This is a genomic window from Methylobacterium sp. W2 (genome assembly GCF_020662345.1).
Lineage (GTDB): Bacteria > Pseudomonadota > Alphaproteobacteria > Rhizobiales > Beijerinckiaceae > Methylobacterium.
In genome coordinates this window covers 26975-45763 of the sequence record NZ_VMOA01000029.1, presented here as the reverse complement: position 1 = coordinate 45763, position 18789 = coordinate 26975, and the positions used below count along the sequence as shown (strand labels likewise).

Sequence of the window (18789 nt, the reverse complement as noted above, 5' to 3'; positions counted from 1 at the left end):
GCGGCTCATGCGGCCTGCTTGCCGAGATAGACATCGCGGACGCGCTGGTCGGCGAGCACGCGCTCCACGCTGTCCTCCATCAGGATGCGGCCCTGGTTGAAGACGGTGACGGTCCTGGCGATCATCCGGATGAAGGGCATGTCGTGCTCCACCACGATGAGGGCATGGGTGCGGTTGATCTCGCGGATGAGCTCGGCGGTGCGGTGGACCTCGTCATGGGTCATGCCGGCGGCGGGCTCGTCGAGGAGGATGAGTTCCGGCTCCTGGGCGAGAACGGTGGCGATCTCGACCCATTGGCGCTGGCCGTGGGCGAGCTGGCCGACATTGCGTTCGGCGATGGCCGTGAGCTGGAGCCGGGTGAGCGTCTCGTCGACGATGGAACGCGTCCGGGCGATGGACTTGCGCCGCCCCGCCGCCACGAACACGTTCTCGCGCACCGACAGGCCGTTGAAGACGTTGGGCACCTGGGTCTTGATGCCGACCCCGAGCCGCGCAATCCGGTGCGGCTCCGCCCCGGTGATGTCCGTGTCGCGGAAGCGGATGCGGCCCTCGCTCGGCGTCAACTGCCCGGTGAGCATCTTGAAGAAGGTGCTCTTGCCCGCGCCGTTCGGGCCGATGAGGCAGCGCAGCTCGACCTCGCCGAGGGTGAAGTCGACATTGCCCACCGCCGTCACGCCGCCGAAGCGCATGGTGACGCCCTTGGCCTCGACGAGGGGGCGAAGCGGGGCTTTCGCGCTTATGGTCTCGCTCATGGACGGACCTCCGCAGGCCGGGCGTCGCGGACGGGGTCGGACGCTTCGTCCCTGGCCGGGCGGGCCTTCGCGACGAGATCGGGGACCCGCATCAGCAGGTTCCTCACCACCGGCAGGAGCCCCTGCGGGATCAGGAGGACGAAGGCGACCAAGACGATGCCGAGGCCGAGATTGGAATCGACCACGTTCTGCGAGCCGGCCTCGATGATGAGCCACTGGATCAGCACCGCGCCGAGCATCGGCCCGACGAGGGTGCCGAGGCCGCCCACCAGCACGAAGATGATCACCTGCGCCGACATCGACAGGCCGAACACGGTGGGGCTGATGAAGCCGCCCCAATTGGCGTAGAGGCAGCCCGCGAGCCCGGCGACGGCGCCCGAGATCATGAAGGCGAGGAGCTTGTACAGGCGTGGGTCGTAGCCGATGAGCTGGGCCCTGGTCTCGTTCTCGCGGATCGCCACCACGACACGGCCGAAACGGCTGGCCAGCACCCAGCGCAAGGTGGCGTAGACCAGGATCAGCGCCCCCATGGCGGCGTACCAGATGCCGTCATTGTCCAGCGGGTTGCCCGCATCCCCGAGCTTGTTCAGCGCCGGGATCGCCGGGATGCCGTTGAACCCGCCGAGTTCCGCCTCGCCGATCCGGTACTGGCTGCCGGAGGTGGTGTTCACGAGCTGGAACAGGATCACCGAGACGGTCAGCGTGATGACGCCGATATAGGCGTCCGAGATCCGGCCGTAGAACATGAAATAGCCGAGCAGCCCCGCGAACAGGGTCGGCACCAGGATGGCGATGAGGATCGGCAGCGTGCTGTCGCCCATGTTGATGACGGAGACGGCATAGGCGTAGCCGCCGAGCCCGAGGAAGGCGGCCTGGCCGAAGGACATCACGCCGCCATAGCCCCAGATGAAGCCCTGGCTCAGGGCGAACATGGCGAGTGCTGCAAAGCCCGTGGCCTGGACGAGGCCGAACGTGTCGAGGGCGTGCGGCGCCCCGAACAGGATGGTGAGCATGACGCCGAGGGTGACGAGGAACCCCATGGCGGAGCGGCGGGCGACGGGGTTCATAGGCTGCGCCTCAGGTAGCGGCCGGTGATGCCCTGGGGCAGCACGCGGATCAGCAGGATCGCTGCGACGAGGAGGGCGACGTCGCCGATGACGGGCGTGGTCCGGAACGAGACCAGTTCGTTGATGAATCCGAACACCGACGAGGCGAGGCCGGTCCCGGTGACGATGGCCGGCCCGCCGCCGAGCACGGTGATGAAGGCGCGGGAGATGTAGGCCGCGCCCATGGAGGGGGAGACGCCGGAGATCGGGGCGAGCACGCCGCCGGCGAGGCCCGCCAAAGCCGCGCCGAGGCCGAAGGTCGCCATGTAGATGCGGTCGGGCGAAACGCCCATGGCGGCGGCCATGCGCGGGTTCTGCATGGTGGCGCGCAGGATCAGGCCGAACTTCGTCATGCGCAGCAGCAGGAACATGCCCGTGAGCGCGGCCAGAGCCGTGGCGACGATGACGAGGCTGTAGAGACTGGCGCCGTAGCGGCCGATCTCGAAGCTCCCGACCGGGGTCGAGACCCCGCGCACGACGTTGCCGTAGAGGGTGGTGATCAGGCCGATCAGCCCGAGGCTGATGCCCCAGGTCGCCAGCATCGTGTCCATCATCCGCCCGTAGAGGAAGCGGATGACGGTGCGCTCCAGGATCAGCCCCACCGCCCCCACCACCAGGGGCGGCAGGACCAGCATGGCGATCCAGATGTTCACCCCGGCGCCGTTCGCCATCACGGCGGTGTAGGCGCCGAGCATCATGAACTCGCCATGCGCCAGGTTGATGATGCGCATCATGCCGTAGATCACCCCGAGACCGAGGGTGATCAGTACCAGGGTGGCGATGCCGGTGAGGACGTTGAAGGTCAGGAGCCCCGCGAGATCCATGAAGAGGCGCCTCAGCCCTTCAGGTCGGGCGTGAACTGCTTGTTCATGCGCGGGTTCTTCACGAGATCACAGGCGCCGCCGGTATCGGCCGGGAACGAATCCGGGAAGGTCGCCAGCTGCTCCCATTTCCGGTCCTTGGGCCGGGCGAGATAGGTGTTGCGGATGGTGTGGTGGGTGCCCGGATCCATCGTCACCTTGCCCGTGGGCGAGTCGATGCTGATGCCGCTCTCCAGCGCCGCGATGACGGCGTCGCGCTCGATCGAGCCGGCCTTCTTGACCGCCTCGGCCCAGAACATGATGCCCTCGTAGGTGGCGGTATCGAGCTCGCTGAGATCGGTGACGTCGGCGCCGAATTTGCCCTGCATGCCGGCGACGAAGGCCTTGCTCGCGGGGGTGTCGAGGTCGTTGTACCAGCCGTAGCAGGTGAGGATGCCGTTGGTGGTGGAGGTGTCCATGGTGGTCAGCTCGTCGCCGAGGCCGAACACGGTGGCGCCCATGGGAATCTTGCCCTTCATGCCGGCGGCGTCCCACTGGCGGTAGAAGCCCGAATGGTTGGCGCCGACGAGGGCCGAGAGCACGATCTCGGGCTGGGCCTGCTGGATGCGGCTGATGGCGGAGGAGAAGTTCGTGACGTCGAGGGGGAAGAAGTCGGTGCCGGCCACGGAGCCGCCGCCATCCTTCATGAACTTCGTCATCCAGCTCGCGGTGATGTGGCCGTAATTGTAGTCCGCGGCGACGATGTAGGCTTTTTTGCCCCAGTTCTTGAGGGCGTAATCGACGATGTGGTTGACGGTCTGGGCCGGGGTCGAGCCGGTGCAGAACACGTTGCGGTCGCAGACGCCGCCCTCGTACTGGGTGTTGTAGAAGTAGAGGGTCTTGGAACGGCCGAAGATCGGCCGGATCGCCTCGCGCGAGGCCGAGGTGATGCCGCCCTGGATGACGTCGACCTTGTCCTTGAGGGCCAGGGTCTGGGCGTATTGCGTATAGAGCTGCATGTTGGACTGGGTGTCGTAGGCGATCAGCTTGATCGGCCGTCCGAGCAGGCCGCCGGCCTTGTTGATGAGCTCCACCGTGTATTCGGTGGTCTCGATCATCCGCTTGCCTTCGAGGCCGAGCGCCCCGGTCCCGTCGAGGAGGCTGCCGAGCTTGATCGGCTCCGCCGCGAGGCCGTGGCGTGCGAAGAACGGCATCGCCACCGCACCGCCCGCCCCTGCCAAACCGAGCTTGAGCGCATGGCGGCGGTTCATCGTGCCCTTGGTCATCAACAATCACTCCGCTTCGTGCCGTCCGCCCGATGGAAGCGGCCAGTGGTCTGGCGGGTGACGTAACAAGATCGATGCCAACAAATCTCACATTACGGGCAGGATCGGGCGAGTGGGCCGGATGCCTCCTCCATAGGCAGGCGAGGCGCGTTTTCGCCTCGCCTCAAGGCACGAAAGCCACAGATCGCGCATGCGCCGCATCGGCGCGGATGGCCTCGCGTGAGACCGGTCACGCGGCTCGCACGGTGGCGAGGAAGCGGGCCACCTCCGTGCTGAGATGGTCGGATTGCTGCGACAGCGCGGAGGCCGAGGCCAGGACCTGGCTCGCGGCGGCGCCGGTCTCCTCGGCCGCACTCGCGACGCTGGCGACATTGGCGGTGACCTGTCCCGTCCCCAGGGCGGCCTGGGACACGTTGCGGACGATCTCCTGGGTCGCCGCGCCCTGTTGCTCCACGGCGGCGGCGATGGAGGTGGCGACGGTGCTGATCTCGCCGATCCGCGAGGTGATGGTTCCGATCGCCGAGACCGCCTGTCCGGTGGAGGCCTGGATGCGGCCGATCTGATCGCCGATCTCCTGGGTCGCGCGCGTGGTCTGGCTGGCGAGCTGTTTCACCTCGGCGGCGACCACGGCGAAGCCCCGGCCCGATTCACCGGCCCGCGCCGCCTCGATGGTGGCGTTCAGCGCCAGCAGGTTGGTCTGCCCGGCAATGTCGGAGATGATCGACACCACGTCGCCGATCCGGCCCGCCGCCAGGCTGAGTTCCTCGACGAGGGAGGCGGTCCGTGCCGCCTCGCTGACGGCGAGGGTGGCGAGGTTGGCCGATCCGTCGACCTGACGGCCGATTTCCTGGACCGAGGAGCCGAGCTGTTCGGCGGCCGCCGCCACGGTGTTGACGTTGGAGGCCGCCTCCTCGGCGGCTGCCGCCACGGTCAGGGATTGCGAGGCGGTGTGCGTGGCCGTCGCCGTCATCGAGCGGGCGGTGCCCTGGAGTTGGCTCGCTGCCGCCGCCACGGTGCCGATGATGCCGCCCACGGCCCGTTCGAAATCCCCCGCCATCGTGTGCATGGCGGCCTGCCGCTGGGCTTCGGCGCCGGCGCGCGCGAGCACGGTCTCCTCCTCCAGGGCGCGCATCTCGACGAGGCGCGTCTTGAACACCTGCACCGCATCCGCGATCGTGCCGATCTCGGTCCCCTCCCCCTGGCGCGGGATCGCCACCGACAGGTCGCCCGAGGCCAGCGCCTGCATCGGCCGCACCACCGAGTCGATGCCCCCGGTGACGCCGCGGATGATCCAGAACGCGAGCAGGGCCGACAGGACGAGGCCGCCGAGGCCCGCGCCGAGGACGAGGGTCTCGGTGCGGTCGAAGGCCTCCCGGCTCGCGAGCCGGGACGTCTCCGCCGCCTCGTTGTTGATGGCCACGAGCCGGTCCGCCAGCGAGGTGCACAGGCGCTGGAGTTCGGTGGATTGCCCCTGCAGCCGCTCGAGCCCGTCCTCGTTCATCCCGCTGCGCGAGAGATCGAGGATCGCCTTGTTCTCCGTCTGGTACTCGAGCCAGGTCGTGTTGAGCGTGTCGTAGACGGCCTTCTCGCCGGGGGAGGTGGCGAGGCTCGCATACTCAGCCAGGATGCGCGTGACCTTGCCCTGACGGTCGATGATCTCGGCATCGTAGCGCTTCTTCGAATCCGGATCGATCGCGCCGAGATGGCGATAGATGCTGATCGCGTAGCGCCCGATCCAGCCCGAGATCTCACCGGCCTTGGCGACGCTCGGCAGAGCGTCCGACTGCACCGTCACCAGATGTCCGTTGATCGTCCGGGTGGCGGTCAACGCCACGGCCCCCATGCTCAAAAGAAGCAGCGTCGTGATCGAAAAGGCGCCGATGAGGCGCGCGCGCAGGGAAAGGCGGCTCAGCATAAAAAGCGTTCCGATGACGGGAGACCATCCCCTGATGGTATCCGCCTCGAAGATACGCAAAACACCTAAAGAATTCCTAAAGCGACACGGCGACCTGTTGTGAACTTTATCTCCAAGTCCTGGCGCGAATGCTCGCTAGTTATGCGGTTTGATGATCATCGATCAACAATTATCCGAAGGTGATCATGCGTTGATGCGCTTTCGCTATGAGCGATATGTGCAGCTGGTCAAATCGCGGGAGAGTTCGTCTTACGGCCCGCTCCAGCTTCGTGAAGGCGGCAGGGAATCGCCGGCTTCCGTCGCTTCGGCCTTCGCCGCACGGTCGCGCTCGGCCCGCAACTCCTTCTCGGCCATGAGCCAGAACTCGATCTCGAACCCCATCGGCTGGTGATTACGCTCCCAGAGTTCATAGGCGCGCCGACGGATCTGATCGAATGTCGGTCCGGCGGCGCGGTCCGTCGGATCTCGTTTTATAAGAGCCGCGCCATGCGCGGACCCTGCTTCATCCGAACCCTGTTTCAGCATCGCCCGCCGGCCTCGCTTCGCGTTTGTCGCGTGTCGTGTGGATGGGGCCATGGCATGGCCCCGGCGGTGGGACATTCACACATGGCAAGAGCGGGCCGATTTTGGGCCATTCCCTGCGACGGCTCCCGGAGTGACAACGGTCCACCTCGAACGAGGGCGCCTCGGCGCTGGTGTCGCACATGCAAAAGGCGGGCGCGCGCCTGCGGCGGGCCTATGGAACGTGCGGGAGGGCTCTTCCCGCGCTTCCTCCACCTCGTCAGGTCGCTCCACGAGAGCAGGCGGTCGGGCGCCGAATCCCCCGACCCGTCGACGACAGCGAGTGTGCTCGGAAGCACGTGAGGGTGCGTGCGAGGTGGATCGACGCGTCCCACGTCGCGCGGTCGGTGATATGGCCTCGTTCCATGCGGGAGCAGGATCGGCTCCGTGCCGATTGTCCACCGTCGCCGATACGAGAGCATGTTCCACCTGATTTTCGGTCTGCCCTGCCTGTACGTCATCACCAGGGTACTGTGGCCGCTGCCATGGCCGTTCGCGGTGAAGGCCGGCGTTGCGGTCCTCCTGCTCATCGCGTCGCAGTATCATCTGTGGAGCCGCCTCTCGTCCGGCTCGGTCTTCGCGCCCGAGTTTCCGCGGCTGCTGATCGTGCTGTTCAACTGGACCTTCGGGGCGATCTTCCTCCTGGCGGCGATGCAGCTGGCCCTCGACGTCGTGGCGCTGGCCTCCCGGCTCGTGCCCGGCGGAGGCTGGACGATCCCGGTCGGCTGGCGCTATTCCGAGGCGGCGCTGGCCATGCTTCTGTCGGCGATGGCGGTGCAGCAGGCGGTGCGGGTGCCCCCGCTCAAGGACGTCACCGTCGAGATCGAGAACCTTCCCGCCGGCTTCGACGGTTTCACCCTGCTCCAGCTGACGGACCTGCATCTCAGCCGCCTGTTCCCGGTGGCGTGGGCGCGGGAGGTGGTGACGCGATCCAACGCGCTCGGCGTCGATCTCGTGGTGGTCACCGGCGACCTGATCGACGGGGCCCTCGCATCGCGCCGCGCCGATGTCGAACCGTTGCGGGGTCTCCATGCTCCGGACGGGGTCTGGGTGATCCCCGGCAATCACGAGTATTTCTTCGACTATGCAGGATGGATGCGCCGCTATGCCGAGCTGGGCATGGGCGTGCTCGAGAACCGGCATACGATCCTGAGGCGCGGCACCGATGCCTTGGTCCTTGCGGGCGTGACCGACCTGTCGGCGTCGCATTCGGGCCGGCCGGTGCACGACCTCGACGCCGCTTTGGCCGGTGCGCCGCCCGATGCCCCCATCGTCCTCCTCGACCATCAGCCGAAGGATGCGGCACGGGCAGCCGCCAAGGGGGTGGCCCTGCAACTCTCCGGGCATACGCATGGCGGGATGATCTGGGGCCTCGACCGGCTGGTCGCGCGCGCCAATGCCGGCTTCGTCTCCGGCGCCTACGCGGTAGGCGGCATGACGCTCTACGTCAACAACGGCACGGGGCTGTGGCCGGGCTTCGCCTTGCGGCTCGGGCCGTCGTCCGAGCTGACGCGCATCACGCTCCGGGGGAAGTCCCTATCCTAGAGCTGCGCCCGACCACGTTGCGTCGAGCGCAGCTCCAGCGATGAAGATCTGACGTTCGGTACCCGCCGTCGGCGGAGCTTTTGACCCAACCCGGCCGCTTGGTTCGCCACGGGCACTCCCCACAAGCAATCATCTGTTGGCCGGCCGGCAACTTCGGCTCGGGGTGGGAAGCGGACGTTGGCCTTATACCCGGAACCGGACCTTCCGCACTGCGCCCATCGCGGTCGTTCAAGAAGCCTTCGTCCCTTCGCGCGACGTGTTGCCCCTCCTTCCTGGCGACGCGGCGTCCTGGCTCGGCCGGTGACGCGGTTGGTGGCCGACACAGTTCCGGTAAAGCGTCCGCCCTCAGGTGTTCGAGGTTTTGAGATCGCGCGCCGACATCCCGAAACGTCGACGGAATGCCTTGCTGAACATCGACGGGTCGGTGAAACCGCAACGGATCATGATGGTCGCGATACTTTCTTTCGCCAGCGCCGGGTCGGACAGGTACCCACGTGCGCGATCCAGTCGAGCGTCGCGGATGGTCGCCGCGACACCTTCGCCGTCTGCGAAGGCGGCGTAGAGACGGCTGCGGGAGACGCACAACGCTCGGCACAGAGCGTCGGGACCAAAACCCGGATCGTGTAGGCTGCGTTCGATGTGCACGGCGGCCAGCGACCGCAACGCGTTCGCTGTGACGGCGCCCGTGCGAGCGCCCACCAAACCCCGGAACAGGTGCAGGGTGCCCTCGACCGCAATGCCGGCCTCGGCCTCCGTCATGCCCGGCACCAAGGCCGCGTAGGACCGCAGGTAGGTCGCGAACAGGGCATTGAGGGGGCCGTCGCCGATCAGGCGCCCGGCGTAGGCTTCCGGCTCGCCGACATGGGCCCTGAAGGCCGCGCGCGTCACGCTGAGCCGGATCTCCTCGTAATCCTCGTAGGCCCCAATCAGGAACGGGCGTCCGGAGTCGGTGACGCTGATGTCGCCGGGAGCCATCCGCCCGCCGCGGGTCCCTTGTTCAAAGTACTGGGTACCGCGCAGGACCAGGGCGATCGTGATGGTGTCGCGCCCGTCTTGGCGGACATGGCGCGCCGTGCGCTCGACATCGACCCGCGGGCCCTCGGTGTGCAGCAAGGTGCTATGGGCCGTGACGGCGACGAGGCGACTGGCTGCGAACGAACGCCGTTCCTCGGCCCCGGCGCTGGTGACGCCGGACATGGAAAGCGCCGTGTCGCGCCAGAACTCGAACGCTCGCTTCGACTCGACCTCAGCCGTGCTTTGAACAAGCGTGTGAACGAAAGGCGAACTGGTCAAGAAACGCTAAATCCCTGATCGAGGACCGGACGTCCAATCGGAATACGAACCGAGGCCTTAAAGGCGTTAAATAAAGCGCCTACATGTCTTCCTCAATGAGAATCAGTTGCTGCTAAGCTTCGGCCGTCAAAGTTCGGAAGCACACTCCGCTTTGGTGCTTAAAATTATGTTGGAGCTTACAAGCGTGGAGAATGCGCCGCTTCCGACGCGGGCCGGTATGGGCTTGAGGTCCGTCCGAGCCCCGCCGCGCCGACCGCCGGTCGCGGCTGCGCGCGGATGGACCTGACCAGCGCAAGGGCGAGCGCCGCACCGAGCAGGGCCACCACGACGAAGACCGCCAGCATGGTCGACCCGACTCCCGCCTGCCCGAACACGCGATCGTTGAGGAGTCCGATCAGGAACGGTCCCACGCCGATCGCTGTCAGTGCCACCCCCGCGATGAACACCCCGCTCACGAACCCGCGCATGGAGGCCGGCGTCAGGAACTGGAGGCAGGCTACGTAAGCCGGACCCGTGAAACCCAGCGTCGCTGCCAGGGCGCCGAAGCCTACGAGCGAGAGCGGCAGGGTCGGGGCCAGCGTCATCGCCGCGGTGCAGGGGGGCACCAGGAGCAATCCGGCCAAGAGCATTCGTGCGGCGGTGATCCGCCGGCCGAACGCGCGGGCCCTGTCGAGGAGCCATCCACCCACGAGGTGGCCCAAAGGTGCGATCAGCATGCTTAGCAAGCCGAGGCGCACGCCGCTTTCGGCAGGCGTCAACCCGTGGACGCGCACGTAGAACGTCGGTGCCCAGGCCCCGAGGCTCTGTGGTACGAGGGCCGCGCAGGCCGCGGCCACGAAGAGCGCGAGGTAGACGGCGCGATGGCGCCAGATCCAGGCCCACGCCCGACCGTCGCGCGGCGTGCCGGCGTGCCTTCGGGCCGGGGGCTCGGCGATGCACAGGGCGGCCACGAGGGCGAGAAGGTTGGGGAGGCAGGACAGGATGAGCAGGGCCCGCCACGGCGACAGCTGGCCGGCGCCCGGCAGGTCCAGGCCTCCGGCGGCGGTCAGCAGCGCCAGGACCGCACCCCCTCCGAGCAGGGCGAGGCTTCGCCCCAGGCTCGTGCTGGCGGTGAGCCAGGACAGGCCCCGCCCCATATGGTGGGGCGGAAGGCGGTAGGCCAGCAGCGAGAGCGCGGCGGGCGCGACCACCGCCTGTCCGAGCCCCAGCACCATGCGTGCGGCCACCATGAGCGCGAAGGATCCCGCGAGCGCGAATGCGATGCCGGCCACACTCCACAGAACGATGCCTCCGATGAGCAGCGCACGGCGATGCCCGCGGTCGGCGATCCGGCCACAAAACGGCATGCTGAGGGCGTGCAGCAGGACGAAGGCCGAGCCCTGAAGAAAGCCGAGTTGCGCATCCGTTAAGGAAAGCTCGAGTTTGAGCGGTTGTGCCACCACGGTGAGGAGAAACCGCTCGCTGAAGGCAAGCAGTTGGATCCCGGCGAGCAGAAGCGCGAGGGATAAGGAACCAGATCGTTCACGGACGGGATTGCAAGGCGGCATCATTGTCCGGTTCGTGTAGCGAGCCACAGAACCGATTACTATTGCGTCGATCAGCCCGTAAAGAGGATGTCATTTACCTGTTGACGGTAAAAATCCGGCTACGGGACGTGATCTCCTTACGCGAGCGCGAGACCTAAGTCTCATTCTAGATCGAATGTACACAGGTTGTCCTCAACCTGACGATTCGGCGCGTAGACAAATACCGGATCCCGTTCACGATATCGAAACAGTGCCGTCCGAGCCGCCATCGCGCAGACCGTCATTAGTTTTGCAGTCGTAGTGCAGACGGACGTGTTCCGACCGAACTCGGTCGTAGTATCTCTCCCGTTAAGTTGCCTGAAAGCGGCCCTTGCCAGGGCCTGCTAGGGGGCGAATGCGGGCGCGACGGCTGTGTCTGCTTCTGCAAACTCCCAGCTCGAAGCAGACACTGCTCCCCCTCCATCTCCGACGCTCAGGGCGGGTACCATCGGTCAATTTTTAGCCACCAGACCCTTGCTGCGTCGCGCTTTTCCCCCCCAAACCGGCATCCCCTTCGTCGGAGCGCGCTCTAGCCGATGAGGACGACGGCCTTGCGTTCGTAGGATCGCCCGTCAATCTCGCCGGCGATGAAATGCGCCACGTCGGCCCGGGAGATCAGGCCGTTCCGCCAGGATGCGGGCTCCGTCAGGATCTTGTAGCGTCCCGTGGCCGAGCCGGGCGTCAGGACGCCGGGCCGGACGAAGGTCCAGTCCAGGCCGCTTCGGCGGATCCGCATCTCCTGGGCGTCCTTGTCGTCGTAGGCCCGCCCGAACACCAGGCGGAAGGGGATGCGTTGCAGCAGGCCGATGGCGTCACGGCTGTCGCCGGTGCCAAAGCCCGTGACGGAGAGGATGCGCCTTACGCCGGCTGTCTCCATGGCCGGCACCAGCACGTTGGTCGCGGCCGAGAACAGGGTCACCGGCCCGAGCAGGGACTTTGCCGGCACACCCAGCGCCTGCACCACGACGTCGATGCCCTCCAGGGCAGACGCGACGTCGGCGGCGTTCAGGGCGTCGCCGGGGAAGCGTTCCAGCCCCTGGCCCGACAGCGACAGGGTCGCGGCGGACCGGGCGAAGGCCCGCACGCGATGGCCGGCCGCCAGGGCCGCCTTCACGGTTTCCAGGCCGATGCCCTGGCTGGCGCCGATGACGAGGACGTGGGCCATGTCCGGTTTCCTGGTCGGTGAGGTGAGGAGGGACGGATGGTCGCTCAGGCGACCGGGACGTGCATCGCGAAGCTGAGACCGGCCTCGTCGATCCGGCGGGTGAAGCGGCCGCCGAGGCTGCGCTCGATCGTCTGTTTCAACAGCCGGGATCCGAACCCGCCACCATCGGACGCGACCGTCCCCGAGGATGCCGAGGTCTCCTGCCAATCGAGCGTCAGCGTCCCGTCAGACACGCGACCCGTCACCGTCAGCGTGCCGCCTCCCGACAGGGCGCCGTACTTGGCGGAGTTGGTGGCGAGTTCGTGCAGGATCATGGCGTAGTCGTTGACCTTGTCGGGAGGCGCCACGGCGGCCTCCTCGACGACGATCGCGATGTTGCCGCCGTCGAGATAGGGGGACAGGATCCGCTCGGCCAGCGTCCGCAACCTGACTTTGCCGTGGTCCCCGGCCTGTGCCCGCGTCGCGAGGGTGGTCGCCTCGTGCAGCACGCCGAAGCGTTGCGACAGGTCCTCGGCGAAGTGCGGGGTCGACGTGGCGCCCCGGGCGACGATGGCGGTCAGCGCCCGGGCGACGGAAAACATGTTCGAGACGCGGTGGGCGAGCTCCGCCGTCAGGAGGTGCTCGGCCTCCTCGGCGCGCTTCTGCCGGGTGACGTCGAGAAAGATGGCCTGGACCCACTCGCCGACCTTGCCGGCCTCCCCACCCACCCCGCGGGCGGAGACCCAGCGTGCGTGAGGGCCGTCGCCGATGCGGAAGTCGAAGCTGTAGGGATGCGAATCCGCCTCGCTCGCCGCCCACTCGCGCATCATCGCGCTGCGGTCCTCCGCGTTCACGCGCTCGAACAGGTCGTCGATGGGAACGACGGACTCGGACGTACCCCAGAACTCGCGGCAGAGCCCGTCGAGCTGGGCCAGCCTACGCGTGGGCGACCAAGCCCATAGGGCGACACCGCCGCGATGGATGGTGTCGGTAAAGCTCGCCAGCGTCCACTCGTAGCCCGTCGACGTCACATCCTCGGCCATGCAAGTCCTGATCGATCCCTGAACATCGGCGATGCCGGTCGCATCGCCGGGGGGACAAGCCGTTTGGTAGCGATTTGCTCCCTCACACCCGCGTCATCCTCCGACCCGCGGCGCTGGCTTCGCCTTCTCCGTTCCTGGCTCGGGACGGCAGGTGCGCAGCGGCCCAGAAAGGGCCGTTCAGGTCGGTCCCTGCGGGCGGCATCGTCGTGACGAGATCACGCAACCGAAAGCGGTCGGACCGCCCCCAATTTTCCCGGGCGTTCGAGGCCTACGATATTTACACATCTCGCGGGCCGCTCGGACTGCCTCTCCTGGAAGGAGAGACAGTCCGTCGGGCCTCATGTTGAGCGCTCTGGCGTAGGGGCACAGCTGTTCGAACGGGACGGCACGGACCGTGACGAGCGCACGCCCCCGCGAAAGGGGATGCCGCTGCGATGCTCAATCGTCGTCGGCGTCTGCGGGTGATCCGGAGGGGATCGGGCTGCCGTTCTCGACACCGTTCTCGAACATGCCGGGCGGACCGTCGAAACCGACGACGCCGTCCGGATTGTCCGGTGACACGTTGGGGTCCACCGGCGGCGGCATGTCCCGGTCGAGGCGGCGCTCGATGCGCTCCTCGCGGCGCAGATCCTGGGTGATCGGCACGTCGCGCGGGCTCTGGGCCAGCGCCTCGGCGGCCGGGGAGGCCGCGAAGAGTCCCAGCAGGATAGCGTATCCGAACTTCATCTCGTGCCTCCAGGTGCCGCGTCGGCTCCGTCGGTAGAGCTTATCGAGCCGGGGGCGATAAACGACAGTAAATTTCTATGCTGAAGAACGATTAAGGCAGCTTCCGCAGGGCGGAAACCTGCGCATGCCGCCGGCGAGCGCGCCTCGGGTCCCTCGGGCACCCTGCATGGTCGTGCCTATGTCGGGCGAGACAGTGCCGGTCCGCCGATTGCTAGGCTCCGTCGACCGGCGTCGGATGGACGCGCGAAACATTCGTTCCCTCGATGACCACAGGCACGCCGTGTCCCGATCGTTATCCTCGTTCGAAGAAGGGACCCGAGACATCAGGACGAAACAGAGCCCTGGGACGTTGTCCTAGTCGTAAAGGGAGATCGGAATGGACACGAGCCTCATCGCAATGAACGACGAAGCCAACCGGATCGGGTCCGAGCGGCTTCTGACGCAGTTGCGCGAAGAGGGCCTGGTCTATCGTCTCTGGGTGACGGGCACGGCGAAAGGAAGCCGCCTGCACATGCAGGTGAACGGGCTCGATGACGAACTCGAAGACCGCCTCGTCCGCGTTCTCAGGGGCCGGGGCATGCAGCTCGATATCCAGCCGCTGACGTCGTAGGCGGCGCGGCCCGCCGCTCACTGTCCCCGGAGTGTCGGCGAGGCGGCGCGGGGCCGCTCAAGCAAGGCGGAGACCGCCCACAGCGCCAAGCCACCGAGCGCCAGGGCGACGCCGACCCAGCCGGTGGAGGGCAGGCCGAAACCCGCGGTGAGGGCGAGGCCGGCGAGCCAGGGGCCGAGGGCGTTGGCGAAGTTGAAGGCCGAGTGGTTGAGCGCGGCCGCCAGGGTCTGGGCATCCTCGGCCACATCCATCAGCCGGGTCTGCAGGATGGTGGCGAGGCCGCCGCCGCAGCCGATGAGGAACACCACCGGCGCCAGGGTCCAGACGCTGCCCACCGCGAACGGGTAGAGGGCCAGGGCCGCCGCCGCCCAGACCAGGGTCAGCCCGGCCGCCGGCATCAGGGCGCGGTCGGCGGCCCAGGCGCAGACGAGGTTGCCCGCGGTAAGGCCAAGGCCAAACACGGCGAGGACCAGGGGGATCGCCACCGGCGCGGCATGGGTGACCTCGATCAGGGTCGAGGCGAGATAGGTGTAGACCGAGAACAGGCCGCCAAAGCCGATGGCGCCGATGGCGAGGGTGAGCCAGACCTGCCCGCGCCGCAGCGCCCCGAGTTCGCGGAGCGCACTGGCGCCCGACGCCGGACGTCCGAGGGGCGCCAGGATCCGCACCGCCACCGCCGTCAGCAGCGCCAGGACGGCGACGAGCCCGAAGCTCCAGCGCCAGCCCACGAGCTGGCCGATCCCATTGGCGAGGGGCACGCCCGCCACCGTCGCGAGGGTGAGACCCAGGATCACCCGCGAGACCGCCTGGGTCCGCCGCTCCCGCGGGACGAGGGAGGCGGCGACGAGGGCGGCGACACCGAAATAGGCGCCGTGCGGCAGGCCCGCCAGGAACCGGAACAGCAGCATCCCGTGATAGTTCGGGGCCAGGGCCGACAGGATGTTGCCGAGCGCGAACAGCACCATCAGCCCGACGAGGAGCGTCCTGCGGGCCATGGTCGCCGCGAGCACCGCGATGACCGGCGCCCCGACCACGACACCGAGGGCATAGGCGCTGATGACGTGGCCGGCCGTCGGCGCGTCGATGCCGAGATCGGGCGCGAAGGCCGGAAGCAGGCTCATCGTGGCAAATTCGGTGGTGCCGATGGCAAAGCCGCCCATAGCCAGGGCGGTGAGGACGAGGCCGGGATGCCGGCTGGGGGCCGCGTCCGGCAGGCTGAGAGCGCCGGAACGGGTGTCGAGGGTGGTGCCGGTCATCGGGCCGCTTTCAGATCGCGTTCGCGGTCGCCGCGCAGGGAGCAGGCCGCGTGAAGCAGGGCGAGATGGCTCAGGCCCTGCGGTGTGTTGCCGAGATGGTCGCCGGTGTCGGGATCGACCATCTCGCTCATCACGCCGACGCCCCTGGTGACGGCGTGGAGCGTGCCGGTGAAGACCGCCTCGGCCTCGTCCTGCCTTCCGAGTTCGGCCAGGGCCTCCACCAGCCAGAACGAGCAGGCGATGAAGGCGCCCTCCTCCTTCTCGGCCCCCGAATAGCGATAGAGGAGCGGGCCGCGCCCGAGCTCCTCACGGATCGCATCGAGGGTGGAGGACAGGCGGTCGCGCCCGTCGAAGCCGAACCGGACCGCCAGGGTGAGGGAGGCGTCGAGGCGGTCGGTGCCGGGATAGAACGTATAGGCTTGGCGCGTCTCCGACCAGCAATGCTCCTCGATCCAGGCCTGGATTCGGTCCCGCTCCCGCGACCAACGCGGTACGCAGGTGGCCGCGATATGGCCGGCCTCCGCCAGTTCGACGGCGCGGGCCAGCGCCTGCCAAGCGCTGATCTTCGACATCGTGTAATGCTGCGGGACTTCGAGTTCCCAGATGCCGGCATCCTTCTGGCGCCAGCGGTCTGCGCATTCGTCGGCGAGATCCGCCAGAACCGTCGCGCTCTTCTGGTCGAGGATGTTGCCGTCGGCGACGAACAGGGTCGCGGTCTCGAAGATGTCGCCGTAGATCCCGTGCTGGTGCTGGCGGGCCGCCGCGTTGCCGACCCGGACCGGGCGCGACCCGCGATAGCCGGCCAAGTCGAGGGAGGTCTCCTCCGGCACCTTGCCCCCGCGCAGGGTGTAGAAGACCTGCGCCCCATGCGCGCCGAGATGCTTCATCAGCCAGGAGAAGGCGGCCTTCGCCTCCGGCATCGCGCCGACGCGGAGGAAGGCGTTGACGGTGTATCCGGCGTCGCGAATCCAGGCATAGCGGTAATCGTAGTTCTTCGGCCCACCGATCCGCTCGGGCAGGGAGGTGGTGGCGGCCGCCGCGATGGCGCCGGTCGGCGAGTAGAGTAGCAGCTTCAGGGCGAGGCCGCTGCGCCGCACCTCGGAGCGGTGCGGGCCGTCGTAATGCAGCCCCTCCGCCCAGTGCCGCCAAGCGTCGTCGCTGACATCGATGCGCTCGTCGATCTCCGCGATGGTGGGGATGCCCAGGGGCTCGTTCTCGCCGGCCAGAAGCGCCACCAGCGCGCGCTCCCCCTCCCCCAGCGTCACCGTCGCGGAGACGGTGCGGTCCTCCTCCTCGAGGACGCGGATGTTGTCGCTAAAGCGGACCACCCCGAGGACCGGTCCCACATGGAAGACGCAGCCGTTGGGATTCGGCTGGAGCCAGGGCGAGAGGGAATCGCCGCGCGTGCCGAAGACGGCGCGGATCCGGAACGTCACTGTGCCCGAGACACCCTCCAGCCGTCGCGCCAGTTCGCACCAGGGCAGGCGGCCGGCGCGGCTGCTGTTGAGGGATTCGGTCAGCCGCGCCGTGCCCGACCCGGTGGTGAAAGTCGTCTCGAGGACGTTGCTGTCGGTGCGGTAGCGCCGCTCCATCGTGAACGCGTCTTCGGGGCAGAGCTGGAAATAGCCGCCGCCCTCCGGCTCCAGAAGCCGGTCAAACAGGGGCGGCGAATCCATCTCGGGGACGCACCACCACGCCACCGCACCGTCCGGGCCGACGAGGACGACGGAACGGCCGTCGCCGAGCGGCGCGTAATCCTGGATCGGATACTCCCTGCCGTCCGGGTCGATGTGCCGGGCATCGACGGTGAGGTCGGCGCCCGCCTGGGCTCGGTCATTCATCGCGGAGACTTGTGGAGCGAGGGACGGGAACGGTCTCGAAGCGGCCGGGCTAAGTGGGTTCTGTGTGCAGAACCGAAGTCCACCTGTGAGAAACCTGCTTAGTTCAGCGGAACCTTGTCCTTGCCCTTGCCGGGATTCGACGTGTTGATGAGCTCCGGCGACTTTTGTGCCGAGAGCGTCTGCTCCTGGGCCTTCGTGTCGATGCGCTTGGTGCGGGTGAAGGGTTCGAGACTCTGCGACGTCCCGGTTTGCAGGGCGCGGACGATGCCTTCGATCACCCGGAGATCGGCGAGGCCTTCCTCGCCATCCGGCTCGGGCTCCCGGTCCTGAAGGATGCAATCGGAGAAGTATTTCAGTTCGCCGCCGAAATGGTCGGTGTTCTTGAAGCTGGCGTGGCTCTTGTCCTCGCCGATGGTAACCGTGTGCTCCAGCGGCTTGCCGTACATGAAGGCCGGGTTGACCTCGACGCTGCCCTCGGTGCCGACGACCGAATAGCTGTCGAGGGTATTGCCGTAATAGGACAGCACGAACTGGGCGATGCGGTTCCGCGGGAAGCGAAGCGTCACCGCGACGGTGTCGTCGAAATCGCCGAGGCCGGCTTCCTTGTGGCGGAGGCCCACGGCGGAGACCACCTCCGTCGGCTCGTCGCCGAAGATGTAGCGGGCGGCGTTGATCGGGTACGGACCCATATCGAAGATCGGCCCCGCCTCGATGCCGCTCGTCGCCCGGTGGTTCTCGGGCGAGACCATCTGGGTGAAGGTCGAGGAGAAGGTCAGGAGCTCGCCGAGCTTGCCGGACCGGATCAGATCGATGGTCGCCAGGGTGCAGGGCTCAAAATGCAGCCGGTAGGCCACCATGAGCTTGGCGCCGGAGGCCTTCTGCGCCGCGATGATCTCCCTCGACTTCTCCGCCGAGATCTCCAGCGGCTTCTCCACGAGGACATGGATGCCGGCCTTTAGCGCCGGCACCGCGAATTCGGCGTGGCGCCAGTTCGGCGTGGCGAGATACATCGCTTCGATCGTGCCCGAGGCCAGCAACGCGTCGAACTCCTCGTAGCCGTAGGTGTCGGTGACGCCGTATTGTGCGCCGACGCCGCGGGCCTTTTCCGGATCGCCGGTGACGAAGGCGACGATCTCCGAATTGCCGGTGTGCTTCACGCCGGGCAGCATCGCTTCCTGCGTGATGTCGCCGAGGGCGACGAAGGCGTAGCGGACCTTTTTCGAGGATGTCAGGCCGAGGGCGGAGGCGATGCTCATGCGGATATCCGTATCGGGCGGGCTTCGTTCGGTGCCGGCCTGGAATGCCCGGGAACCGGGCGAGGCGGTGACGACGGACCGTCCGACGAC

16 protein-coding genes are annotated in these 18789 nt (G+C 67.6%); 2 read left to right on the top strand and 14 right to left on the bottom strand.

Annotated elements, in window-relative coordinates; all coding sequences use genetic code 11:
* Positions 1-5: 5 nt before the first annotated feature.
* From FPV16_RS16415 to FPV16_RS16390, 6 genes are all read right to left on the bottom strand, one after another.
* The gene (locus FPV16_RS16415; RefSeq protein ID WP_227439459.1) at positions 6-752 is read right to left on the bottom strand and encodes an ATP-binding cassette domain-containing protein; all 747 of its coding nucleotides are present in this window, start codon (positions 750-752) and stop codon (positions 6-8) included.
* The gene (locus FPV16_RS16410) at positions 749-1819 is read right to left on the bottom strand and encodes a branched-chain amino acid ABC transporter permease (RefSeq protein ID WP_227439458.1); all 1071 of its coding nucleotides are present in this window, start codon (positions 1817-1819) and stop codon (positions 749-751) included. Before FPV16_RS16410 ends, FPV16_RS16415 begins: the two co-directional genes overlap by 4 nt.
* Entirely contained in the window at positions 1816-2682 is an 867-nt protein-coding gene (locus tag FPV16_RS16405; RefSeq protein ID WP_227439457.1) for an ABC transporter permease subunit, read from the bottom strand. Before FPV16_RS16405 ends, FPV16_RS16410 begins: the two co-directional genes overlap by 4 nt.
* Positions 2683-2693: 11 nt before the next feature.
* Positions 2694-3944 carry an ABC transporter substrate-binding protein gene (locus FPV16_RS16400; protein ID WP_227439456.1) on the bottom strand — a complete coding sequence of 417 codons (1251 nt, stop codon included), beginning with the start codon at positions 3942-3944 and terminating at the stop codon, positions 2694-2696.
* Between the two features lie 229 nt (positions 3945-4173).
* Complete coding sequence (locus FPV16_RS16395) at positions 4174-5859, bottom strand: methyl-accepting chemotaxis protein (protein ID WP_227439455.1); 1686 nt, start codon at positions 5857-5859, stop codon at positions 4174-4176.
* Positions 5860-6108: 249 nt separating this feature from the next.
* The gene (locus FPV16_RS16390) at positions 6109-6384 is read right to left on the bottom strand and encodes a DUF2934 domain-containing protein (protein WP_264483890.1); all 276 of its coding nucleotides are present in this window, start codon (positions 6382-6384) and stop codon (positions 6109-6111) included.
* A 456-nt stretch (positions 6385-6840) separates the two neighbouring features.
* Between FPV16_RS16390 and FPV16_RS16385 the strand changes: the two genes are divergently transcribed.
* Positions 6841-7965 (top strand): metallophosphoesterase, encoded by a 1125-nt coding sequence (locus tag FPV16_RS16385; protein WP_227439454.1) that lies wholly within the window; start codon positions 6841-6843, stop codon positions 7963-7965.
* A 345-nt stretch (positions 7966-8310) separates the two neighbouring features.
* Here FPV16_RS16385 and FPV16_RS16380 read toward each other — a convergent pair whose 3' ends face one another.
* From FPV16_RS16380 to FPV16_RS16360, 5 genes are all read right to left on the bottom strand, one after another.
* Positions 8311-9258 carry a helix-turn-helix domain-containing protein gene (locus tag FPV16_RS16380; RefSeq protein WP_227439453.1) on the bottom strand — a complete coding sequence of 316 codons (948 nt, stop codon included), beginning with the start codon at positions 9256-9258 and terminating at the stop codon, positions 8311-8313.
* 176 nt (positions 9259-9434) lie between these two features.
* Positions 9435-10808 carry an MFS transporter gene (locus FPV16_RS16375; RefSeq protein ID WP_227439452.1) on the bottom strand — a complete coding sequence of 458 codons (1374 nt, stop codon included), beginning with the start codon at positions 10806-10808 and terminating at the stop codon, positions 9435-9437.
* Positions 10809-11352: 544 nt separating this feature from the next.
* On the bottom strand, positions 11353-11988 hold the full coding sequence (locus tag FPV16_RS16370; protein WP_227439451.1) for an NAD(P)-dependent oxidoreductase: 636 nt from the start codon (positions 11986-11988) through the stop codon (positions 11353-11355).
* A gap of 44 nt (positions 11989-12032) precedes the next feature.
* A complete protein-coding gene (locus tag FPV16_RS16365) occupies positions 12033-13010 on the bottom strand; it encodes a sensor histidine kinase (RefSeq protein WP_227439450.1) in 978 nt (325 codons plus the stop codon).
* 438 nt (positions 13011-13448) lie between these two features.
* Complete coding sequence (locus tag FPV16_RS16360; protein ID WP_227439449.1) at positions 13449-13736, bottom strand: hypothetical protein; 288 nt, start codon at positions 13734-13736, stop codon at positions 13449-13451.
* Positions 13737-14112: 376 nt separating this feature from the next.
* Here FPV16_RS16360 and FPV16_RS16355 point away from each other — a divergent pair, with 376 nt between their 5' ends.
* On the top strand, positions 14113-14346 hold the full coding sequence (locus FPV16_RS16355) for a hypothetical protein (RefSeq protein WP_227439448.1): 234 nt from the start codon (positions 14113-14115) through the stop codon (positions 14344-14346).
* 17 nt (positions 14347-14363) lie between these two features.
* On the opposite strand, the gene FPV16_RS16350 is transcribed toward FPV16_RS16355, so the two are convergent.
* The 3 genes from FPV16_RS16350 to FPV16_RS16340 all read right to left on the bottom strand — a co-directional run bounded on the left by FPV16_RS16350 (position 14364) and on the right by FPV16_RS16340 (position 18699).
* On the bottom strand, positions 14364-15602 hold the full coding sequence (locus FPV16_RS16350; protein WP_227439447.1) for an MFS transporter: 1239 nt from the start codon (positions 15600-15602) through the stop codon (positions 14364-14366).
* Complete coding sequence (locus tag FPV16_RS16345) at positions 15599-17443, bottom strand: glycoside hydrolase family 15 protein (RefSeq protein WP_227439446.1); 1845 nt, start codon at positions 17441-17443, stop codon at positions 15599-15601. The genes FPV16_RS16350 and FPV16_RS16345 overlap by 4 nt, the downstream gene beginning before the upstream one ends.
* A 98-nt stretch (positions 17444-17541) precedes the next feature.
* Positions 17542-18699 (bottom strand): Gfo/Idh/MocA family protein, encoded by a 1158-nt coding sequence (locus FPV16_RS16340; protein WP_227439445.1) that lies wholly within the window; start codon positions 18697-18699, stop codon positions 17542-17544.
* Positions 18700-18789 lie beyond the last annotated feature (90 nt).

Excerpts from the sequence above, each read along its gene's own strand:
- FPV16_RS16415 (WP_227439459.1), bottom strand. The coding sequence starts at position 752 with ATGAGCGAGACCATAAGCGCGAAAGCCCCGCTTCGCCCCCTCGTCGAG.
- FPV16_RS16410 (WP_227439458.1), bottom strand. The coding sequence starts at position 1,819 with ATGAACCCCGTCGCCCGCCGCTCCGCCATGGGGTTCCTCGTCACCCTC.
- FPV16_RS16405 (WP_227439457.1), bottom strand. The coding sequence starts at position 2,682 with ATGGATCTCGCGGGGCTCCTGACCTTCAACGTCCTCACCGGCATCGCC.
- FPV16_RS16400 (WP_227439456.1), bottom strand. The coding sequence starts at position 3,944 with ATGACCAAGGGCACGATGAACCGCCGCCATGCGCTCAAGCTCGGTTTG.
- FPV16_RS16395 (WP_227439455.1), bottom strand. The coding sequence starts at position 5,859 with ATGCTGAGCCGCCTTTCCCTGCGCGCGCGCCTCATCGGCGCCTTTTCG.
- FPV16_RS16390 (WP_264483890.1), bottom strand. The coding sequence starts at position 6,384 with ATGCTGAAACAGGGTTCGGATGAAGCAGGGTCCGCGCATGGCGCGGCT.
- FPV16_RS16385 (WP_227439454.1), top strand. The coding sequence starts at position 6,841 with ATGTTCCACCTGATTTTCGGTCTGCCCTGCCTGTACGTCATCACCAGG.
- FPV16_RS16375 (WP_227439452.1), bottom strand. The coding sequence starts at position 10,808 with ATGATGCCGCCTTGCAATCCCGTCCGTGAACGATCTGGTTCCTTATCC.
- FPV16_RS16370 (WP_227439451.1), bottom strand. The coding sequence starts at position 11,988 with ATGGCCCACGTCCTCGTCATCGGCGCCAGCCAGGGCATCGGCCTGGAA.
- FPV16_RS16365 (WP_227439450.1), bottom strand. The coding sequence starts at position 13,010 with ATGGCCGAGGATGTGACGTCGACGGGCTACGAGTGGACGCTGGCGAGC.
- FPV16_RS16360 (WP_227439449.1), bottom strand. The coding sequence starts at position 13,736 with ATGAAGTTCGGATACGCTATCCTGCTGGGACTCTTCGCGGCCTCCCCG.
- FPV16_RS16355 (WP_227439448.1), top strand. The coding sequence starts at position 14,113 with ATGGACACGAGCCTCATCGCAATGAACGACGAAGCCAACCGGATCGGG.
- FPV16_RS16350 (WP_227439447.1), bottom strand. The coding sequence starts at position 15,602 with ATGACCGGCACCACCCTCGACACCCGTTCCGGCGCTCTCAGCCTGCCG.
- FPV16_RS16345 (WP_227439446.1), bottom strand. The coding sequence starts at position 17,443 with ATGAATGACCGAGCCCAGGCGGGCGCCGACCTCACCGTCGATGCCCGG.
- FPV16_RS16340 (WP_227439445.1), bottom strand. The coding sequence starts at position 18,699 with ATGAGCATCGCCTCCGCCCTCGGCCTGACATCCTCGAAAAAGGTCCGC.